The organism is Rhodococcus baikonurensis (assembly GCF_040489275.1).
Taxonomy (GTDB): domain Bacteria; phylum Actinomycetota; class Actinomycetes; order Mycobacteriales; family Mycobacteriaceae; genus Rhodococcus_F; species Rhodococcus_F baikonurensis.
The window spans coordinates 148,818-167,381 of sequence record NZ_JBEUOQ010000002.1; the positions used below are offsets into that span (position 1 = coordinate 148,818).

Below are 18,564 nucleotides of genomic sequence, written 5' to 3' on the forward strand. Positions count from 1 at the left end.
GTGTCAATCGAACTCGTCTGACGAGCACTCCGGGAGGTCGACCGTCACCACAGCGCCGCCGTTCGGATGGTTCGAGAAGTCGATTCGAGCGCCGATGACCGCGGCTTGCCCGACTACGATCGTCAAGCCGAGGCCCAAGCCCGAGTTCGAGCCACGTTCGACGCAATCGGTCTGAAACCTCCTCGGCCCCTGACGAAGCCATTCCTGGGTGAACCCGTTGCCCTGGTCTCGCACCGTGATACGGGAGTGGTCGACGTCGACTCTGATCGGCGACTTTCCGTGATTGCGAGCATTCAAGATCAGGTTGGCGATGATCCGCTCCAGCCGACGTGCGTCTGTGTAGGACACAGGGGTGCCGTGAACACTCACTTCACACTCGACCTCGGTGATGGAGATCGCGTGACGCACCACCTGTGCGAGTTCCACCGATTGGATGTCTGCCTGTTCGGATGTGGTGTCGAGACGAGCCACCTCGATGACATCCTCGGCGAGCCTTCTGAGTTTGTGGACGCCGTCGCGCACCAATTCGGTAGGCCTACCTGGCGGCAGAAGCTCGGCGGCGCCGACCAGTCCGGAGATGGGCGTCCTGAGATCGTGTGCGATGTTGGCTGTCACGCGCTTTTCGGCGTCGAGTTGTCCTCGCAACGCATCCGACATCGCGTCGACCGCGTCTGCCAACTCTGTGATCTCGTCGTCGAAGAGTGACCATGTGACCGAGCGGACGCGGATGTCCGCCCCGGTGGACACTTTGCGGGCCGCGCGGGCGGCCGAGCGCAGTCGATACGACATCGCGAGCCCAAGCAGGACGCCCAGGACGGCGCCCGCTGCGATCACCGCGACGGTGGCGTTGCGGAGAGTTCGATCGACGCTGGCGATCGATTCCCGCTGCGCGGTGTACGGGACGCGAATCGCAACCACCTGGGTGTTGACGTCGGCTGCAGCCCAGACAAATGGTTGGTCCCCGCTGTCGACAAGGTAGGTGGCACGTTTGCCGCCGGCCACGGCCTGACGCAACTCTTCCGGAACGTCGAGACCATCGGTGGTGGCGCGGAACAGCGCACGCATGCTGCCGGTTTCGTCCTGCAGCACCAGTTGGAGATTGCGATCAGCTGCTGCGCGCGCTGCGTCCTCCTGGTTGTGTGAAAAGGTTTGATGCATCACGGTACTGAGCGTGATCGACGCGACGGCGATCACGAACGTGATAGCTGCAGCGATCTTCCACTGAAACGACAACCGCCTGCCGGTGGACGGGAGCTTGGCCGCGAGGTCCCGCGATCTCACCGATGGTTGTCCATCGTGTACCCGAATCCCCGGACGGTTCGGATCTGTTCGGAGCCGATCTTCGTGCGCAATCGCTGAACGTGCACGTCGACGATGCGGGTGTCGCCGCCCCAGTCGTAATCCCAGACGTCCGAGAGCAGTTCGGAGCGGGACCAGACTTTGCGCGGCACACTCACCATGACGAGGAGCAGTTTCATCTCGGTGGGGGTCAGTGCTACTTCGGCGCCAGAACGCGTGACCGTCACCAACTCGCGATCGATCTCCAGATCACCGAGAGTCACGATGTCCTTCTCCACACCGGAATGAGTGTCGACCCGCCTGAGCACACTTCGGATACGAGCCACCAGGACTCCACTGTCGAAAGGTTTGGTGACGTAGTCGTCGGCACCGGCTTCCAATCCGAGAACGATGTCGATCGGGTCGTCGCGCGCGGAAAGCATGATGACCGGCGCCGAGAGTTCCTCACGAATACGACGGCACAGGCTGATTCCGTTCAGGTCGGGAAGCATCACGTCCAGGACGGCGATATCCGGCTTGGCGTCGACCGCCAGCTCCATTCCGGTCAACCCCCCGGACGCGGTGATCACCCGAAAACCGTTGCGTTCGAGATTCAATTGAGTGGCTTCTCGAATGACGGCGTCGTCTTCGACCAGCAGAATCAACGGATCGGTCATCGGCCTTCGCTTTCATGGGAACGGAACACTCTCAAACCCTTCACCGGTCCACTTGTATGCAGTCGACGATTGACAGAACTCCGGAATGCCAGGGTCTTTGCACAGGTCGACCATGACCGACAATCCTCCGGTTGAGCCGACGACGTAGCGTCCTGGGTCTTGCACTCCGAAGACTTTGTGAGCGCCCGATTCGTCGATCTGGTAGACGAATCCGGCGACCATGAAGCTGACCGGTGGCGCCGGTCGTCCCCAGATACCGGCCGCGTCGCAGGTGAACACGTTGACGACGGCATCCTGCCATACGGCATCCGTCACGTGGGAGTACCGGATTTCGTACGGGAAGTTCGCATCACCGCACAGTCGGAGGCTGTCTTTGACCACATCGGACACCTCCGGGTCTGCTCTGATGAGGGCAACAGGATCGATGCTCAAGCCCTGCGAGAGATCCGAAGGGTCGAGTGATGCAGCGATATTCGGAGCAGGTTCGGATTCGGGTTCGGTGGAACAGGAGGCGAGAGCAATCACGAGCGGTACGCAAACACCGGCGAGCAGCGCCCGGCGAGAATCAATCACGGACGAACTCCATCCCGTCCCAATGGAACTCGGTCCGCAGCGGCGGACGCGGGCAACATTCGAACTCGGGTGGCCGCGGATCCGTTTCCAGGACCGACAAACTCGCGGCGCGTTGACCGCTGACGATGAACTTTCCGCGCTCTTCGACAGAGAACAGACGCTCACCCAGCTCAGGATTGTCTTCACTCGAACCGGCCTTGCCGCTGCGGTACACATAGCCGGCAAGGTTGACGGAAATCGACACTCCGGTACCGGGCTGGTGGGCCGGTTGGCACGGATACACGTTCATGACGACGAGCTCGGTCTCCGGCACGATACGAGGTGCGCCTGGGTCGAGAAGGATGGATCCGACCGAGATCGGATACCAGTCAGGGCACGATCGGAGTTCTGTCTTCACACCCTCCGACACCCCAGGATCGTCGAGAAGCGCACGGCCCAACCTCGAATTCTCGGCAACCCGTCTGGCCAGGTCGGCGGGCTGCGTGACGGGCAACCCGGTGGAAGCGACGTCGCCTTCGATCACAACGCCCTGGGGGGACCCGCATCCGGTGAGCACGGAAGTTCCGAGGGCCGCTGTCGCGAGCGCCGTACCGAACAGCCTGCGAGTGCGGCCTGCTCGACCGCCGCAGATCTTATTCCGATACAACACTTTCCCCTCCCCGGCCGCTGAGAACTGTCTCATCGGCATATGCGCTTTTCATACGATCACACGTGATCTCGATATCGAGGGTTCACCACCCACCGTTACGTAATCGTATGAATGTCGGGACCCTCGAGAGTTGGTACCCGACCGCCGGATTTCTGTTACGAAACCGATGGAATCAGGCTTCTAGAGTGAGTCAGGTCGATTTTCACCGCTGGGTGGGACGACCTGATTCGCGTATCGAGGAGGGTGAGAGCAAATGCCTGAAGTATTGCTGACCAACAGGACTCGGCGTCTGAAAGTGCTGCTCGCGGTACTGACGATCGGAGCGGTGTGCGCGATGACGGCATGTTCGAGCGAAGACACCACTGCACCCGAACCCGCGACGACTACGGCGGTGGTCGCGGCGTCCACGACCGCACCACCGTTGCCCTCTACGACCACTTCGGAGTCAGTCGAAAGCTCGAACTCGGTGGGCGGCGGTACGGACGCATCTGCCCCCGGAGTCGCGGAGGGTGGAGCGGCACCGGCCTGGACCCCCGTCTCTACCAGCGCGGTTGCTCCTGCGGCCCCCGGTCAAGGTACCGGGTCGACCAAGTGCACCGATCAGATCAACTACGTCGGCGATCCTCGATCGAATGCGGAGATCAACAGCATCGGAGAGCGGATGGGTTCGTGCCCGGCACCGCTCCCGCCCGGTGCGATCGAGCCCCCCGAGAAGTGCACCGACCAGATCAACTACGGCGCCGACCCGCGTTCCAATGCCGAGATCAACATCATCGGGGAACAAACCGGAGTCTGCCCCGAACCGATCCGCCCTTAGCGAGTTCGAAACCGAAGCAGTAGTCGGGAATTCGTCCGAAGGCCTAACCAGGGGGAGATCCGAATGGCAAGCAGGGCAGGTGGGCGTTCGATCGACAGTGTTGCCGACGATGCGTCTCGCGGGGATCGGGGAGCGATCGCGGAACTCCTGCAACGCGTCGTGCCTGTGGTGACGCGACGTTGTCGTGCCGAACTGCGACCGGTCGATGCTGACCGTATTGCCGCCGGGATCTGCCGGTCGATTCTGGCCGAGTTCCAGCGACGAAGACGAGGCGGCGAAGCATTCCTCGCATTTCTGCACGACGCGGTCAGTCGTGAAATCGACTCACTACCTGCATCCAGTCGAATCGCTCTGCCGTTCGGCGACCTGTCGGCCGTCGAACGCAATGTTCTCGTAGCTCGCATCGTTGTCGGATTCGACGTGAGCGAGACGGCGCTGTCGTTGAGAACGACAACGAGCGCCGTGGAACTCGTCCAACACCGTGCGTTGGTCAAGATCAGACGCGGCAGCCTCAGCGGCGCCTGAGTCAACTTCGAAAGTCAACAGCTGCAACCCTTCGCAACTCCTGGCAACCTCACGCAACTCTTTCCCTTCGCCCGTGACCTACACGACACTGCATGGCGACGAGTGATCGAGAACGAGGAGTGTGACGGTGGTTCAACGGACGGCGCAGAGGCCGACAACGCCAGGATCGAAAAAGACCGGGGTCAAGCCTCATTCAGGGTTGGACCGGGATGCATTGCTGAAGGCGTACGAGAAGATGTCGCGCATCCGAGCGTTCGAGGATCGATTGCACGAAGAGAATGCAACCGGCGACATCCCCGGCTTCATTCACCTGTACTCGGGCCAGGAAGCCATCGCCGTGGGAGTGTGCGAGAACCTGAGCGACGCCGACTACATCGGGTCCACGCACCGCGGTCACGGGCACTGCATTGCCAAGGGGTGCGATCTGAACGGCATGATGGCCGAGATCTTCGGCAAGGACGACGGCCTGTGTCGCGGCAAGGGCGGTTCGATGCACATCGCCGACTTGTCCGTGGGAATGCTCGGCGCCAATGCAATCGTCGGCGGCGCGCCGTCGTTGGCGATCGGTGCAGCACTGAGTGGCAAGACACTCCGAAACGGCGTCATCGCTGCTTCGTTCACGGGAGACGGCGGATCCAACCAGGGAACCGTCTTCGAGGCGATGAACATGGCTGTGGTGCTGGATCTTCCGATCGTCTTCGTGATCGAGAACAACGGATTCGGTGAAGCAACAGGAACCGACTACGCGGTGGGCGCACCCGACATCGCCGCCCGCGCTGCATCCTTCGGAATGCCTGCCGTCAAGGTGGACGGCACCGACTTCTTCGCGGTTTACGACGCGATGGCGGAAGCATCGGAGCGCGCCAGGTCTGGCGGCGGACCCACCACGATCGAGGCGGCGGCATTCCGTTGGCACGGTCACTTCGAAGGTGACGCACAGCTTTACCGCACGGCGGAACAGGTTGCGCACCTGCGGGAAACCAAGGATCCGCTCCGGAATTTCCGTAGCAGTGTCGATATGAAGAAGGTCAGTGCCGCTGATCTGGACGCGGTGGACGAGCAGTCGCGAGTGTTGGTGGACGAGGCGGTAGCGAAGGCGCGCGCCGCGGCGTACCCGCCCGTCGAGAATCTGCTGACCGATGTCTACGTGTCGTACTGAGGAGCCCGAGATGACAAGCGTGGAAGCCGAGAACGTGTCGAAGAAGACCTACCGCGAGGCCGTCAAAGAGGCCATCGCCCAAGAAATGCAACGCGACCCGAGCGTCGTTCTCATCGGTGAGGACGTACGGGGCGGGCATGCCGGTACCAATCCCGATCTGGAAACGAAGAAGATCGAGGCGTTCGGCGGTGTCCTCGGTGTCACCAAGGGCCTGTGGACGGAATTCGGATCGGAACGTGTGATCGACACTCCGATCACCGAGTCCGCGATCATCGGAATGGCTGCGGGAGCAGCACTGACCGGGCTGCGGCCGGTCGCCGAACTGATGTTCATGGACTTCTTCGGAGTTTCCTACGACGCGCTCTACAACCAGGCCGCCAAGTTCCGTTACATGTTCGGAGGCAAGGCCAGAACCCCGTTGGTGGTGCGAGGCATGATCGGCGCCGGCTTCTCCGCCGCTGCGCAGCACTCTCAGTCTCCGTACAACGTGTTCGCCGCGGTGCCCGGCCTGAAGGTGGTCGCCCCGTCCAACGCCTACGACGCCAAAGGCCTACTCATCCAGGCTATCCGGGACGACGATCCCGTTGTGTTCTGTGAGCACAAGGTGCTCTACGACCTCAAAGGCGAAGTGCCGGACGAGCCCTACGCGATTCCGTTCGGCGTCGCCAACTACACCAGGCAGGGCGACGACGTCACGATCATTGCGTTGTCCGCAATGGTGAACCGCGCCAACGACGTAGCGGACAAGCTGGCAGCTGAGGGTATTTCGGTCGAGGTCGTTGATCCTCGTACCGTCTCGCCATTGGACGAGGACGGCATCCTCGAATCCGTTGCGTCGACCGGACGCGTGGTGATCGTCGACGAATCTGCCGCACGCTGCGGTTTCGGGCACGATGTGGCCGCACTGATCGCCACCAAGGGATTCAACTATCTGAAGGCGCCGATCGAACTGATCACGCCGCCGCACACGCCGGTTCCGTTCTCACCGACTCTCGAAACAGCCTGGCTGCCTGACGCGGCGCGCATCGAAGAGTCGGTTCGCAAGCTGGTGAGAGCCTGATCATGGCCGATATCAAAGCTATCGACATCCCCAAGTGGGGGCTCTCCATGGAGGAGGGGCTGGTCAACGCATGGCTCATCGAGGAAGGTGACTCGTTCACCAAGGGCCAGTTGATCTGTGAGATCGAGACCAGCAAGATCACCAACGAGCTGGAGGCACCGTTCGACGGTGTTCTCCGCAAGATCGTCGGCACGCCGGGGCAGACTCTGCCCGTCGGCGCCGTGATCGGTGTGTCCGCCGATGCGTCCACGACGGATGCGGAGATCGAGCAGTTCCTCGCCGCCCGCGGCGCAACAGCGCCGGCGGAAGAGCCGTCACCGTCACCAGCTGCCGAACCGGCGGCACCCGCGACACCTACGGCTACGTCGGCTGCGAAGGTGGTTGCTGTGGCAAAGCCTGCACCAACCGGTTCCACCGTCGTACCGAGTGTTCTGCAGGGCACGACGCAGAGCGACGTGTTTGCGAGTCCTCGAGCACTCCGACGTGCCGAAGCGCTCGGAATCGATCTCGCCGCCGTAGTGGGTACCGGCCCACTCGGACGGATCAGTGTCCGAGACATCGACGACGCGATTCGTGACGCCGGTGGCACTGTTGCGACAGCAGCGCCGGCCACGAGATCCGGCCTCCCGCTGCGATCAACCGCCGACGACAGTGCCGTGCCTGCCACCCCGGTCGCACGCAGAACTGCCCGATCGCTGGGCGTCAACCTGCACGACTGTCGTCCGACAGGCTCGCGGGGACGCGTCTGCGTCGCCGACGTGCACGACGCCGCTCGTTCCGCGCAGCTCCTGCCAGAAGCGGCGGCTCAGACGGGAACCATTGCCGTCGAACCCGAGTACGACACAATTCCGTTCACGCCCATGCGATCGGCAATCGCGGGCAGGTTGCAGGCGTCCAAGCAGCAGGCTCCCCATTTCCGGCTCACGGCGGATCTCGAGCTCGATGCGCTCCTCGCTCTGCGCAAGGAGATCAATTCGACTGTCCCGGCGGTCAAGCTGTCGGTCAACGACTTCATCGTGAAGGCCTGCGCGGCTGCGCTGATGAAGGTGCCGGACGTGAACGTCCAATTCGATGCAGCGAACGAAGCGGTCCTTCGATTCGCGTCGGCGGATGTCTCGGTGGCAGTTGCACTTCCGACCGGACTGATCACGCCCATCGTGCGTAGTGCGAACACCAAGTCGTTGGCGGACATCTCCGGTGAGGTGCTCTCGTTGGCCACCAAGGCGAAGACCGGCAAACTCCGTCCCGAAGAATTCCAAGGCGGAACGTTCACGGTGTCCAACCTCGGCATGTTCGGGATCAAGGCATTCGACGCGATCATCAACCCGCCCCAGGGAGCGATCCTCGCCGTAGGTGCGGGGGAGAAGCGGGCCGTGGTGGTCGGCGACAGTGTTTCCGTCCGGACCGTGATGACCGTGACCCTCTCGTGCGATCACCGGGTGATCGACGGAGCCTTGGGCGCGACCTTCCTTCGGGAACTCCAGCGCTTTGTCGCTTCTCCCGCGCTGATGTTGGTGTAAGGGGCTGTGGTGGAAAGCAATACGTCGAAGAAATACGACGTTCTTGTCGTCGGTGGTGGCCCCGGTGGTTACGTGGCGGCGATCCGGGCCGCCCAGTTGGGGTTGAACGTAGCGCTGGTAGAACGTGATCGCCTGGGAGGCATCTGCCTCAACTGGGGTTGTATCCCCACCAAAGCGATGCTTCACGGCGCGGACGTCGCGCATACCTTGAGCGAACTCGACAAATACGGATTCAGTTCGGCGTCTGTCCAGTTCGACATCTCGAAGTTGGTGTCGTTCAGCCGAGGGGTTTCGGAGAGATTGTCCGGCGGTGTTGCCTATCTGATGAAGAAGAACGGCGTCGACGTCATCTCAGGCACCGCGAAGTTGGTGGACAAGGGCGTCGTGTCCGTGGAAGGTCAGACGTATCGAGCCGACCACGTGATCATTGCAACCGGCGCCCGTCCGCGTTCGATTCCCGGGGTTGTCCCCGACGGTGATCGGGTGTGGACATACTTCGACGCACTCGTCCCCAAGGAGCTGCCGAAGTCGATGCTCGTGATCGGGTCCGGCGCGATCGGAGTCGAATTCGCCAGCCTGTACCGCGATCTCGGCACCGAGGTGACCATTGTCGAGATGGCACCACACATCATGCCGGTCGAGGACGAAGAGATTTCGGTGTTCGTTCGCAGGCAGTTCGAGAAGCGTGGCATCACGATTCACACCGGAGCCTCGGTGTCGGCCGTGACTGTCGGAGCCGATGCCGTCGAGGTGAGCGTGCAGACGAGCGACGGTGTCCAGACGTTGACCGTGGACCGGGTGTTGGTGGCGGCCGGGATCACCGGCAACGTCGAGGATCTGGGGTTGGAGGCTCTGGGCGTCGAGATCGAGCGCGGTGCGATCGTCACGGACCAGTGGTGCCGTACCAGTGCTTTCGGGATCTACGCCATCGGTGACGTTGCGGGCGCTCCATGTCTGGCGCACAAGGCGAGTCACGAAGCTGTCCTGTGCGTCGAGAAGCTCGCGGGCGTGACCGATGTTCATCCTCTCGATCGTGACTACGTTCCGGGATGCACGTATGCCCGCCCACAGGTGGCGAGTCTGGGTCTGACGGAGAAGCAGTGCGCCGGTACGGGTCGCACGCTGCGGGTCGGACACTTCGACCTTCAGGCGAACGGCAAGGCATTGGCGATCGGCGAGGCCGAAGGCTTCGTCAAGACGATTTTCGACGCCGATACCGGGGAACTGCTCGGCGCGCACATGGTCGGTCCGGATGTGACCGAGCAGATTCAGGGTTTCGGTATCGCTCGATCCCTCGAAGCCACCGGTGAGGATCTCGCCGAGGTCGTGTTTGCTCATCCGACGCTCTCGGAGGCAATGCACGAGTCTGTGCTCTCGGCGTTGGGGAGACCCCTCAACGCGTGAGCACCGTTCGCGTGCGTGAACGTCGTCCTACGTTCACGCACGCGGACAACTCTGCAACCGGGTGCAACGCTCGCTTTCGGTGACCCCATCACATAGGACTGGAGTGTGATCGGCGCAACGAATCGACTCGAACCGGCCCTGGGTAGTGGTGAAGACGCGGCGCAGTACGCACGTGTTCTCGAATCCGTGTACGAAGCAACGATGTCGGGGCGCAAACCGCCCGCACGCCCGCGCTCCGTGATCGCCGATTCGTGGTCGCGGCTGCGCGCACTCGGACTCGATCCGGAGCGGTGCTCGATCACCAAGACCGGACGCGAATCCGAGATCGAAGAGAGCCGGCGCGCCGCCGGAATGACGGAGATATTGGACGAGGCGGTACAAGGCCTGGCACCGCTCGTCGGCCCGGACGACGCGAATCTGATCGTGGTGGCGGACCGCCACGGACGCATCCTCTGGCGCCGCGGGCCCAGTCGAATGCTGGATCGGGCCGAACGCCTCGGAATGATCGAGGGCGCGTCGTGGACCGAGGAAGCTGTAGGTACCAACGGAATCGGTACCTCGTTGGCTTCGGGTTCGGCAGTGCAGGTGTTCTCGGCCGAGCACTACTCGCGCTCGCAGCATCCCTGGACCTGCTCGGGGGCGACGGTTCGGGATCCGCGTAGTCGCCGGGCCATCGCCGTCGTCAACGTCGCCGGCGCAGCAGACACAGTTCACCCGTCGACTCTCGCACTGGTGGACAGCGTGGCCAGGCTGGCGGAATCCGCACTGCGGGAGAAACATCGAATCGGATTGGATCAGCTCCGAATGATCTCGGCGTCGACACTGGCTCGTGCGAGCCAGCCGACCGTGGTCGTGGACCGTAACGGCTGGGTCGCGGCGGTGGACTCGATGGCGCCGATCTACCGAATCGCACTGCCGAAAGTGATGAGCAGCGGCGAGCATTGGCTCCCGACGCTCGGATTGTGTATGTGCGAGCCGCTTCCGGGTGGGTGGCTCATCCGTCCTCGAGTGAACCCGGCGTCCGGAACGGTGTGTGCCGAAGTCGAATTGGATTTGCGAGATCCGAACGCGATGGAACTGCGGTACTCCTCGGCAATGGGGAGTTGGAGTATCGACCTCAGTCCGCGCCATTCGCAGATCCTCGTGGCTCTGACACAGGCGCACGAGGGCCTCACGGCCTCGCAGCTCGCCTCACAGTTGTTCGGCGATCCGCGCAAGACGGTGACCGTCCGGGCCGAGATGTCGAGGTTGCGTAAGCGATTGGCCGGAATTCTGTTGGCGCAGCCCTATCGCTTCGACCCGGCGGTGAGGGTAAAGACCGTCCCTGCTGTGCGCCTTTATTAACCGCGGGGGGTTAATAAAGGCGCACAGCAGAGCGGCGCGACCGCCGCACCTGCGCGTACTCGTAGCCGTTCTGCCAGGTGACGGTGGCGACCAGTACCCAGATGATCCACGTCGCGCTCATGTGGGTGCCGACGATGCCCATGACGACGGGGATGGCTGTGCAGGGGAGTGCCCAGCCGAGCAGCCACCGTCGGTCCGATCGCGCAAACAGTCCCGCCACCATGCTGATTCCGAAATAGACTGCGATGCTTCCGCACAACAGCCACCGCAGGTTCGCGGGCGTGTGTTCCGCGCCGTGTTCGGTCGCCGCTCCGAGTCCTGCGACCAGAACCGCGATAGCCCCGGTGGTGAAACAGTGCAGGGCCATGTCGATGCGAGCGGGAAACTTCTCGGGCTGCAGGTGCGGAACACCGGCGTGACCGTAGAGAAGCGAGAGTGCCCACATTCCGGACAGCAGAACGAACGACCCGACGGCGAGGCTGACCACGGTCGAGTCCCAGGTGAGCTTCGAGGCCGCCGAGATCACGAGGATCACACCCTCGCCCAATACGATGATGACGTACAGCCCCAACCGCTCGGCAAGATGCGCCCGATCGGAGTGCAGGGCTTCGAGTTCGGGCATCCGGCCGTCCTTGAACCCGCGCACCTTGATGATGCGGTCGAGCTTTTCCTGCGCGTCTTCCATGATCGCGCTGCCGGAGACGACGAACATGATCAGCAGGTCGATGGTGACGCCGGCAGTCCAGAGCCAGAAGCGGGTGTCGCCTTCGAACCAGAACGAGACGATCCACGGAATCACACCGAGCGACATCTGGGCGATCGGCCAGTCCACGACGATCTGGCCGTTGTGCCACACCCGACTCGCCAGCAGACGCACGGCTACGTAGGCGACAGCGAAGGCCAGCGCATGGTTGTCGTGGATACCGGCCACTGCCGCCATCATGACGGCGAGCCCGAACATGGCGATCAGCATGCTCGGAATGCGGACGCGATCGCCGGCGACGTTGCCGTACATCGTGAACGTCGCCCACGCGGTCCAGAACGCGAGATAGAGCAAGGCGTAGAGCGCGACATCCGACCACGACGGCGAACCGTGGAGCAGGTGAGCAAGCTGACCGATACCGGCAACCACGACGAGGTCGAAGAACAATTCGATCCACGACGCGTGCCGCTCCAGCACTGCCTTCTGCTTCTCGTCTGGTTCTTTTCCGAGTTCCGACATAGGGGTCAGTATCCGGTATCGACCTCAACAGTGCAGGTAGGCGACGAACTTGTCCGTTTCACGAGCGCAGTGCCTATGCTGTTCGGTGAGTGATCTGGATCATAGTTCCGGCAAGGTGGTAGACGTGCGTGGTGGCGGTGACGTGGCTTTGTCTGCGGCGGACTACGACCGTGTCTTCGCCATCCTCGACTACTGCTCGGCGGCGAGAACGCTCGATCAGCTCAAGAACCTCCTCATGGTGGCGTTGCACGATCACTACGGCTGCCCCAACACCACGTTCCTTTCCGGGCCTACCTTCACGACGGCCTTCGCCGATCCGAATCCGGTGACGACCGGGCGGATCACGCCGATCCTCGACGAGTACCAAGCGCATTGGTACCTCGACGACGTCTTTGCGACGGCACAATCACGGGCGACGCTGTTGGCCTCCCCGGCCATCACGCACACGCAGTTGGCCGATGTCCCTTCGCAGTCGGCGACCTACCTGCGAGATTTTCTCTATCGCAAGCGGCTGCACAGTGCGTCGGTGATGCATCTCGAGCTCGCCCACGGTGGTCACGGTTTGGTGGGAATCTTCGATTCCGAAGGCAAGGATCTGTCAGGGCGCGACATCGCGGGTTTGGGCATCTTGGGCAGGCAGTTGTCGCTGTTGTGTCAGACGCTTCCCGGTCAACGTGAGCCGGGCTGGCGAGAGAAGCTGACGCCCAGGCAGATCGATCTCGCGGAGTTGTTGGCAGATGGTCACACCAACGACGAAATTGCGGCGATCTTGTCGCTGAGTCCGGACACGGTGAAGAAGTACGTCAGCCGCATCTTCGCCGTTCTGCACGTGCGTAACCGTGCCGAGTTCGTGAAGTTGGTCTACGAGCAGAAACTTGCCGACCAACGCGGCTGAGATTGTCCACTTTCGTGCACTGTGACCACGGTCACGTCGCGGATAGCGTTTTCGGTGCACGGCCAGGAGTTGGCCCAGAGCACTAGGAGAACTCATGAGCAGGCTTCGTTTCGGGTATTTCATGGCCCCGTTCCACGTCCCCGGACGCAATCCCACCGCTGCACTGCAGCGCGATCTCGAACTGGTCGAACACCTCGATCGGTTGGGCTACGACGAGGCGTGGTTCGGTGAGCATCACTCTGCCGGAAGCGAGATCATCGCGTCGCCGGAAATCATGATCGCCGCAGCCTCGCAGCGTGCGCCGCGGATTCGTTTCGGTACGGGCGTGACATCCCTGTCGTATCACAACCCGCTGTGGGCCGCGGATCGAATCATGCAGTTGGACCACCTCACTCAGGGGCGCACCATCTTCGGAGTCGGGCCCGGTTCGCTGCCCACCGACTCGGCGATGATCGGTCTGAACCCGACGGACACCCGAGAGTTGTTGCAGGAGAACCTCGACATCGTCGTGCGCCTTCTTCGTGGCGAGACGGTGTCCGCGAAGACCCGAACTCACGAGTTGTACGACGCCAAGCTGCAGCTCGCTCCGTACTCGGAGAACGGCATCGAAATCACCGTGGCCGCAGTGGCTTCCCCGACCGGTCCTCGCCTGGCCGGTACGCACGGTCTGGGCCTGCTCTCCATCGGAGCAACGTTGTCCGCCGACGGTTTCGACGCCTTGGCGCACCACTGGAATGTGATGGAGGAGCGCGCGGAGGTCAACGGGACGACGGTGGATCGTCGGCAGTGGTCTCTTGCCGGGCCCTTCCATATTGCCGAAACCGAGGCGGAAGCACGCAAGCAGGTCGAATACGGCATCGAGGAGTGGTTCGACTATTTCCAGCACGTGGCGGCCTTCCCCCAGATGGCCGTATCCGGTGCGCGTCTGAGCGAGATGATCGACTTCATCAACGAAGCCGGCATCGGTGTCATCGGCACACCGGAGCAGGCCAGGCGTCAGGTGCAACGGCTGTGGGACCAGTCCGGTGGTTTCGGCTGCATGCTGCAGATGGGCCACGATTGGGCGAACCCGCAGGACACACGACGTTCGGCAGAGTTGTTCGCGCAGGAGGTTTTTCCGCATTTCCAAGGACAGGCGCAGGCGACGCTCGACGCGGCAGCTCATGCGCGCGCCGTCCGGGAAGGGCATGCCCAGGCACAACTCGACGCCGTCGACCACATGACGAAGAAGTACGCACAAGAGTTGGCAGACAAGGGCTGACCTCGTGAACGATCCTCAGGGCAACCATGTCGTTGTCGATGGATACGCCGATGACCGCGGTGGCACTGGATCGGCAGTCGGAGTTCTCGGCCTGATCGAAGGAATGCGGAAGTTCGCGATCAACATTCTCGGACGCCGTAGTCGACGGTGGTGACCACAAGATCGTGACAGGATCGGTGGACGACGCCTGGCACTGCGAGTCGGATCCACAGACCTGTCGCCGGCGTGTAATCGGTACGCACTCATCGTCGTGGGTGATCCAGGAAAGGAAAGCCATGTTTGTACTGGTGGACAACGGCCGCGTCAGCGTCCGCGATGTGGATAACCTGAAGGCTTTTCACGTCGAGGTGACTGCCGACATCTCCGATTCCGAACTGGACGAGCTCTTGCACGCTCGAGATTACGGATACGTCAGCGGTGGTAATGCCTTCATCTCGGTGGCCCGTGTTCGCGAGAGCACCACCGACGTCGAAGGTGTTGCCGCGATGGTCGACTACGCGCAGAGCAAGGGCTGGGTCGACGAGGACGGTGAAGCACTGCAGGCGCACGTCGTTCGCCAGAAGTAACGGGAACGGCTCAGACCATGTCGTTCTTCTGCAGCCATCGCAGGGTCGGCCAACCGCAGAACACCGGAAGCCAGCAGGTCAGGACTCGGTAGAGCAGGACTGACGGGACCGCGATGCTTGCCGGCAGTCCGAACGCGGACAGACCGCCGATGAGGGCGGCCTCGACGGCTCCGACGCCACCCGGTGTCGGAGCCGCCGAGGCGAGCGTCCCACCGATCATCGTCACGATGGTGACGGTGATGAACGTCGTTCCGCCGCCGAATGCCTCGACGCTCGCCCACAGAGCCAGGGCGGCACCCAGAGTTGTTGCGGCGCTGCCGCCCACGATGATGAGGAAACGCGTGGGGTTTCGCGCGAGTTGGCTCAGTTCACCCAGCACTTCGGTGATCTGAGGACGCAGATCGTCGCGCAGCCACCCACGGAGTTTCGGGATGAACATGAATGCACCGAGAACTCCGAGCGCGACGCCGCCCGCCAGATACAGAACCGTGGATCCCGGGATGAAGTGTGAAAGGTTCGTATCGCGTCCGGCGACGATCGAGAAGAAGATCAGCAAGCCGACGTGGGTGACCACCTGAACCGTCTGTTGCAACGCGACTGCGGCCGTTGCACGGACGGTACCGAGCCCGCCCTTCTGCAGGAACCGCACACTCAACGCGAGTCCGCCGACTCCGGCCGGTGTTGTGGTCGCCGCAAAGGTGTTGGCCACCTGCATGATCAGGAGGTTGCGGTAACTGACCATCGACGACGCACAGGCCCACAGGGCCGCTGCCGCGCCGACGTATGTCAGTGCGGAGACGCCGAGGCCGAGCAGCGCCCACCACCAGTTGGCCGTCTTCAGTTCGGTGATGAACGCGGGGACCTGGCTGATGAAGGGGTAGGCGACGTAGACCAGACCGATAAGCAGAACGAGCTGGATCAGTTGGTTGCGACTGAACCGGGTGACCTGTGCGGGAGCGACCTTTTCGATCCCGTTCTTGGCACCGACCTCGTCCCGGATCTCGGTCATCAGTTTCGCGGAATCCGTGACGGTCCGCCGAATGCGGTTGGGCAATGCAGCGGTGGTCAATCGGCCGGAGGCGGCGAGAATCGTGTCTGCGCCTTGCGCTCGAATCGCGGCGTCCACCGCTGCATCGACCCCGAACAGTGATGCGGTGGCGAAGAGAAGTTGTGCGTTGTCGGACTGCATCTGAACTTCGGTGGCGCCGAATTCGGAGTACGCGTACCCGCCGAAGAGGATGGTTCCGCCTTCGACACGAATCTCCGAAGCGCGCAGGTCGCCGTGCGCCATCTGGTGCACGTGAGCGGTGTGCAGTGTTTGCCACAGCGCGTCGATCAGTTTGGTGGATTCTTCCTCGCCCGCTTGGTTCTCGACGGCGACGGCAAGGGGGATGCCGCGAGGACTCGGGCGCGCGTACATCTCCCACCCGCGGTCGAGTACCGAGATGGCGACGGCCTTGGAGCTGGCCAAACCGATGTCGGCGAAAGCGATACCCATGAGCGCTCGGTGTTCGACGGCGCGACGAAGCGATCCGTAGGGCGGCGGAGTTTCACGGTTCCGGAACGAGATCCAGCGGAACGTCTGTCGAATTGCTCCGCTGCTTCGCTGATTCTGTCCGTACAACTCGACGACGAGTTCGTCGAAAGGTTCGTCGTCCGGTGCCTTGTCGATGGCGGCGGACATGACAAGAGGCCCGATTCCCGAGGGACTCACGACGCGGAAAGCGGTGACGCGGTAACCGCGCCGCGCGAGTACGCGTACTGCCGAGTCCAACGGCACTTCGAGGGCAGGGGTGCCGACGGCGAGAACGATCACCGCGCCGATCAGATATCCGACGGCGAGACCCAGCATCGATCGTGCGGGAACGATCGAGCTGACGATCAGATGAATAGGAGCGAAGAGCAGAAGCAGCGTCCACCAGGCTCGTCGCCACTTCTTCGGAAGCCACGGGCCCGAGACGGTGAGCACCGCCGCGAGCATTGCGATCCATCGCGGATCGTCGAGGAATTGAGACAGGAAGGTGGCGTCGAGTCGGTCAGGCACGTCGAGGTGCCATTTCGGTGCGGCCAGTCCTGTTCCGGTGAAGGACAGCGCGACACCGGCGCACAGACCGGCAGCGGCGTATCCGGCCAGCAACTTCCACCGGCGCCCGACGATCAGGCCGATCAGGATGGCGAACGGTAGCGCCAGAATTGCGATGCCGTAGAGCAGGTACACGGTGTCGGACAGGCTCGGTGACAGAACTCCGACGATGTTGGACACCGACGTTTCGAGGGCGTCCCACTGGCTTCGCGTGATCAGAGATCCCGCGATCACGCCGCCGAGCAGCACAGCAGCGATCGCAACCCGCATGATGTCGCTCGTACGGCGGTGCAGTGGTGGCAGGAGGCTTCCCGTTACCGGGATCTCCCGTCCGTCTACTCGCATCTCGCCAGAACTCTCTTCTCTCGGGGTTACCGACCGTCTCAGTTACCTCGATCAAGGTACCGCGTGAGGGTTCGGCGACTGGGAAGCCGGACCTGTCGTTACCTCCTCGATGCCAAGCAACATTCTCTTCGGACCCGCGGGAGCGGGCTTCGGCGCGTAAAATTCACTTTCCGGACGTTCGTTCATTTCGACGACAGGGAGTGCGTATTCATGAGCCCCGACGCCAGCGGTGTGGACGGTCGGGTTCCTGACCTGCCGACCCCGTCGACCAGAATTTCCGTCACCGAGGACTACGCAGCCGAGATCGACGAGCTCTCGAGCCTCAAGCACAAGCTCGGCGGGCTGGAGCCTTCAGAGTTCTCGGATGCCTGGAAGCAGGGTTACCCCTACGAGAAGAAGATGTCGCGCCGCGAGTACGAGCGGAAGAAGCGGCGTCTGCAGATCGAGCTGCTCAAGCTGCAGTTGTGGGTCAAAGAAACCGGTCAGAAAGTGCTCATCATCTTCGAAGGTCGCGATGCTGCCGGTAAGGGCGGGTCGATCAAGAGATTCACCGAGCATTTCAATCCCCGTGGCGCCCGCGTAGTCGCGCTCGAGAAGCCCACGGACATCGAGCGGACGCAGTGGTATTTCCAACGCTATGTCGCACACCTGCCCAGCGGCGGCGAGATAGTGATGATGGACCGGTCCTGGTACAACCGCGCCGGCGTCGAACGAGTGATGGGTTACTGCACGCCGACGCAATATCTCGAGTTCATGAGAGAGACGCCGGACTTCGAGCGGATGCTCGTCAACTCCGGGATTCATCTGCACAAGCTGTGGTTCTCGGTCAGCCGCGAAGAGCAGTTGGCGCGGTTCGCGGCCCGCCGAACGGACCCGGTGCGTCAGTGGAAGCTCTCACCGACCGATCTGGCGTCGCTCGACAAGTGGGACGACTACACCCAGGCCAAGGAAGCGATGTTCTTCTACACCGATACCGGAGACGCGCCCTGGACGGTGATCAAGAGCAACGACAAGAAGCGCGCTCGCCTCGAGGCGATGCGTCACGTGCTCGCCAGCTTCGACTATCCCAACAAGGACCACCGGGCTGTCGGTACTCCGGATCCCTTGATCGTCGGGCCGGCGTCGGCCGTGTTCGAAGAGGGCGAGCACGTGAACGTGGAGTTGCCTCAGCTCTAGCTGAAGTTCT

The 18,564-nt window shown here is 62.6% G+C and carries 18 protein-coding genes; 11 read left to right on the plus strand and 7 right to left on the minus strand.

The features are described from left to right. Nucleotides 1-3 precede the first annotated feature (3 nt). Genes ABWI03_RS04865 through ABWI03_RS04880 form a run of 4 tightly spaced genes read right to left on the minus strand, consistent with a single transcriptional unit; the run spans nucleotide 4 to nucleotide 3,177 of the window. Nucleotides 4-1,281: a sensor histidine kinase gene (locus ABWI03_RS04865; RefSeq protein WP_095971271.1), complete on the minus strand. Its 1,278-nt coding sequence runs from the start codon at nucleotides 1,279-1,281 to the stop codon at nucleotides 4-6. Beyond that, nucleotides 1,278-1,955, minus strand: a complete 678-nt coding sequence (locus ABWI03_RS04870; RefSeq protein WP_298777333.1) for a response regulator — start codon at nucleotides 1,953-1,955, stop codon at nucleotides 1,278-1,280. The genes ABWI03_RS04865 and ABWI03_RS04870 overlap by 4 nt, the downstream gene beginning before the upstream one ends. Nucleotides 1,956-1,967: 12 nt before the next feature. Then, the gene (locus tag ABWI03_RS04875) at nucleotides 1,968-2,528 is read right to left on the minus strand and encodes a hypothetical protein (RefSeq protein ID WP_095971269.1); all 561 of its coding nucleotides are present in this window, start codon (nucleotides 2,526-2,528) and stop codon (nucleotides 1,968-1,970) included. After that, nucleotides 2,521-3,177: a hypothetical protein gene (locus ABWI03_RS04880; protein ID WP_234036852.1), complete on the minus strand. Its 657-nt coding sequence runs from the start codon at nucleotides 3,175-3,177 to the stop codon at nucleotides 2,521-2,523. Before ABWI03_RS04880 ends, ABWI03_RS04875 begins: the two co-directional genes overlap by 8 nt. A 253-nt stretch (nucleotides 3,178-3,430) precedes the next feature. On the opposite strand from ABWI03_RS04880, the gene ABWI03_RS04885 reads away from it, so the two are divergent. The 7 genes from ABWI03_RS04885 (at nucleotide 3,431) to ABWI03_RS04915 (ending at nucleotide 11,006) form a co-directional block, all read left to right on the plus strand. After that, nucleotides 3,431-3,994, plus strand: a complete 564-nt coding sequence (locus tag ABWI03_RS04885; RefSeq protein WP_298777334.1) for a hypothetical protein — start codon at nucleotides 3,431-3,433, stop codon at nucleotides 3,992-3,994. Between the two features lie 63 nt (nucleotides 3,995-4,057). Further along, nucleotides 4,058-4,519, plus strand: coding sequence for an RNA polymerase subunit sigma (locus tag ABWI03_RS04890; RefSeq protein WP_124567560.1), 462 nt, complete (start codon nucleotides 4,058-4,060; stop codon nucleotides 4,517-4,519). 235 nt (nucleotides 4,520-4,754) lie between these two features. Next, the gene (locus ABWI03_RS04895; RefSeq protein WP_353798868.1) at nucleotides 4,755-5,678 is read left to right on the plus strand and encodes a thiamine pyrophosphate-dependent dehydrogenase E1 component subunit alpha; all 924 of its coding nucleotides are present in this window, start codon (nucleotides 4,755-4,757) and stop codon (nucleotides 5,676-5,678) included. A 10-nt stretch (nucleotides 5,679-5,688) separates the two neighbouring features. Continuing rightward, on the plus strand, nucleotides 5,689-6,738 hold the full coding sequence (locus ABWI03_RS04900; protein ID WP_070385568.1) for an alpha-ketoacid dehydrogenase subunit beta: 1,050 nt from the start codon (nucleotides 5,689-5,691) through the stop codon (nucleotides 6,736-6,738). Nucleotides 6,739-6,740: 2 nt separating this feature from the next. Further along, nucleotides 6,741-8,258: a dihydrolipoamide acetyltransferase family protein gene (locus ABWI03_RS04905; protein WP_298777336.1), complete on the plus strand. Its 1,518-nt coding sequence runs from the start codon at nucleotides 6,741-6,743 to the stop codon at nucleotides 8,256-8,258. Between the two features lie 6 nt (nucleotides 8,259-8,264). After that, nucleotides 8,265-9,662 (plus strand): dihydrolipoyl dehydrogenase, encoded by a 1,398-nt coding sequence (gene lpdA, locus ABWI03_RS04910; RefSeq protein ID WP_200316388.1) that lies wholly within the window; start codon nucleotides 8,265-8,267, stop codon nucleotides 9,660-9,662. 105 nt (nucleotides 9,663-9,767) lie between these two features. Next, nucleotides 9,768-11,006, plus strand: a complete 1,239-nt coding sequence (locus ABWI03_RS04915) for a helix-turn-helix domain-containing protein (protein ID WP_298777337.1) — start codon at nucleotides 9,768-9,770, stop codon at nucleotides 11,004-11,006. A 10-nt stretch (nucleotides 11,007-11,016) separates the two neighbouring features. Here ABWI03_RS04915 and ABWI03_RS04920 read toward each other — a convergent pair whose 3' ends face one another. Further along, entirely contained in the window at nucleotides 11,017-12,228 is a 1,212-nt protein-coding gene (locus ABWI03_RS04920) for a low temperature requirement protein A (protein WP_095971262.1), read from the minus strand. Between the two features lie 85 nt (nucleotides 12,229-12,313). Between ABWI03_RS04920 and ABWI03_RS04925 the strand changes: the two genes are divergently transcribed. The 3 genes from ABWI03_RS04925 (at nucleotide 12,314) to ABWI03_RS04935 (ending at nucleotide 14,538) form a co-directional block, all read left to right on the plus strand. Continuing rightward, nucleotides 12,314-13,123, plus strand: coding sequence for a helix-turn-helix transcriptional regulator (locus ABWI03_RS04925; RefSeq protein ID WP_296552451.1), 810 nt, complete (start codon nucleotides 12,314-12,316; stop codon nucleotides 13,121-13,123). Nucleotides 13,124-13,217: 94 nt separating this feature from the next. Then, the gene (locus ABWI03_RS04930; RefSeq protein ID WP_124567555.1) at nucleotides 13,218-14,384 is read left to right on the plus strand and encodes an LLM class flavin-dependent oxidoreductase; all 1,167 of its coding nucleotides are present in this window, start codon (nucleotides 13,218-13,220) and stop codon (nucleotides 14,382-14,384) included. Nucleotides 14,385-14,388: 4 nt separating this feature from the next. After that, nucleotides 14,389-14,538 (plus strand): hypothetical protein, encoded by a 150-nt coding sequence (locus ABWI03_RS04935; protein WP_185564593.1) that lies wholly within the window; start codon nucleotides 14,389-14,391, stop codon nucleotides 14,536-14,538. Between the two features lie 339 nt (nucleotides 14,539-14,877). Here the strand turns inward: ABWI03_RS04935 and ABWI03_RS04940 are convergent, their stop codons facing one another. Both ABWI03_RS04940 and ABWI03_RS04945 read right to left on the minus strand, forming a co-directional pair. Next, the gene (locus ABWI03_RS04940; protein ID WP_143538659.1) at nucleotides 14,878-14,988 is read right to left on the minus strand and encodes a hypothetical protein; all 111 of its coding nucleotides are present in this window, start codon (nucleotides 14,986-14,988) and stop codon (nucleotides 14,878-14,880) included. Continuing rightward, nucleotides 14,961-17,378, minus strand: coding sequence for a lysylphosphatidylglycerol synthase transmembrane domain-containing protein (locus ABWI03_RS04945; RefSeq protein ID WP_095971259.1), 2,418 nt, complete (start codon nucleotides 17,376-17,378; stop codon nucleotides 14,961-14,963). The genes ABWI03_RS04940 and ABWI03_RS04945 overlap by 28 nt, the downstream gene beginning before the upstream one ends. Nucleotides 17,379-17,588: 210 nt before the next feature. Here ABWI03_RS04945 and ppk2 point away from each other — a divergent pair, with 210 nt between their 5' ends. Then, nucleotides 17,589-18,554, plus strand: coding sequence for a polyphosphate kinase 2 (ppk2, locus tag ABWI03_RS04950; protein WP_298777338.1), 966 nt, complete (start codon nucleotides 17,589-17,591; stop codon nucleotides 18,552-18,554). Nucleotides 18,555-18,564 lie beyond the last annotated feature (10 nt).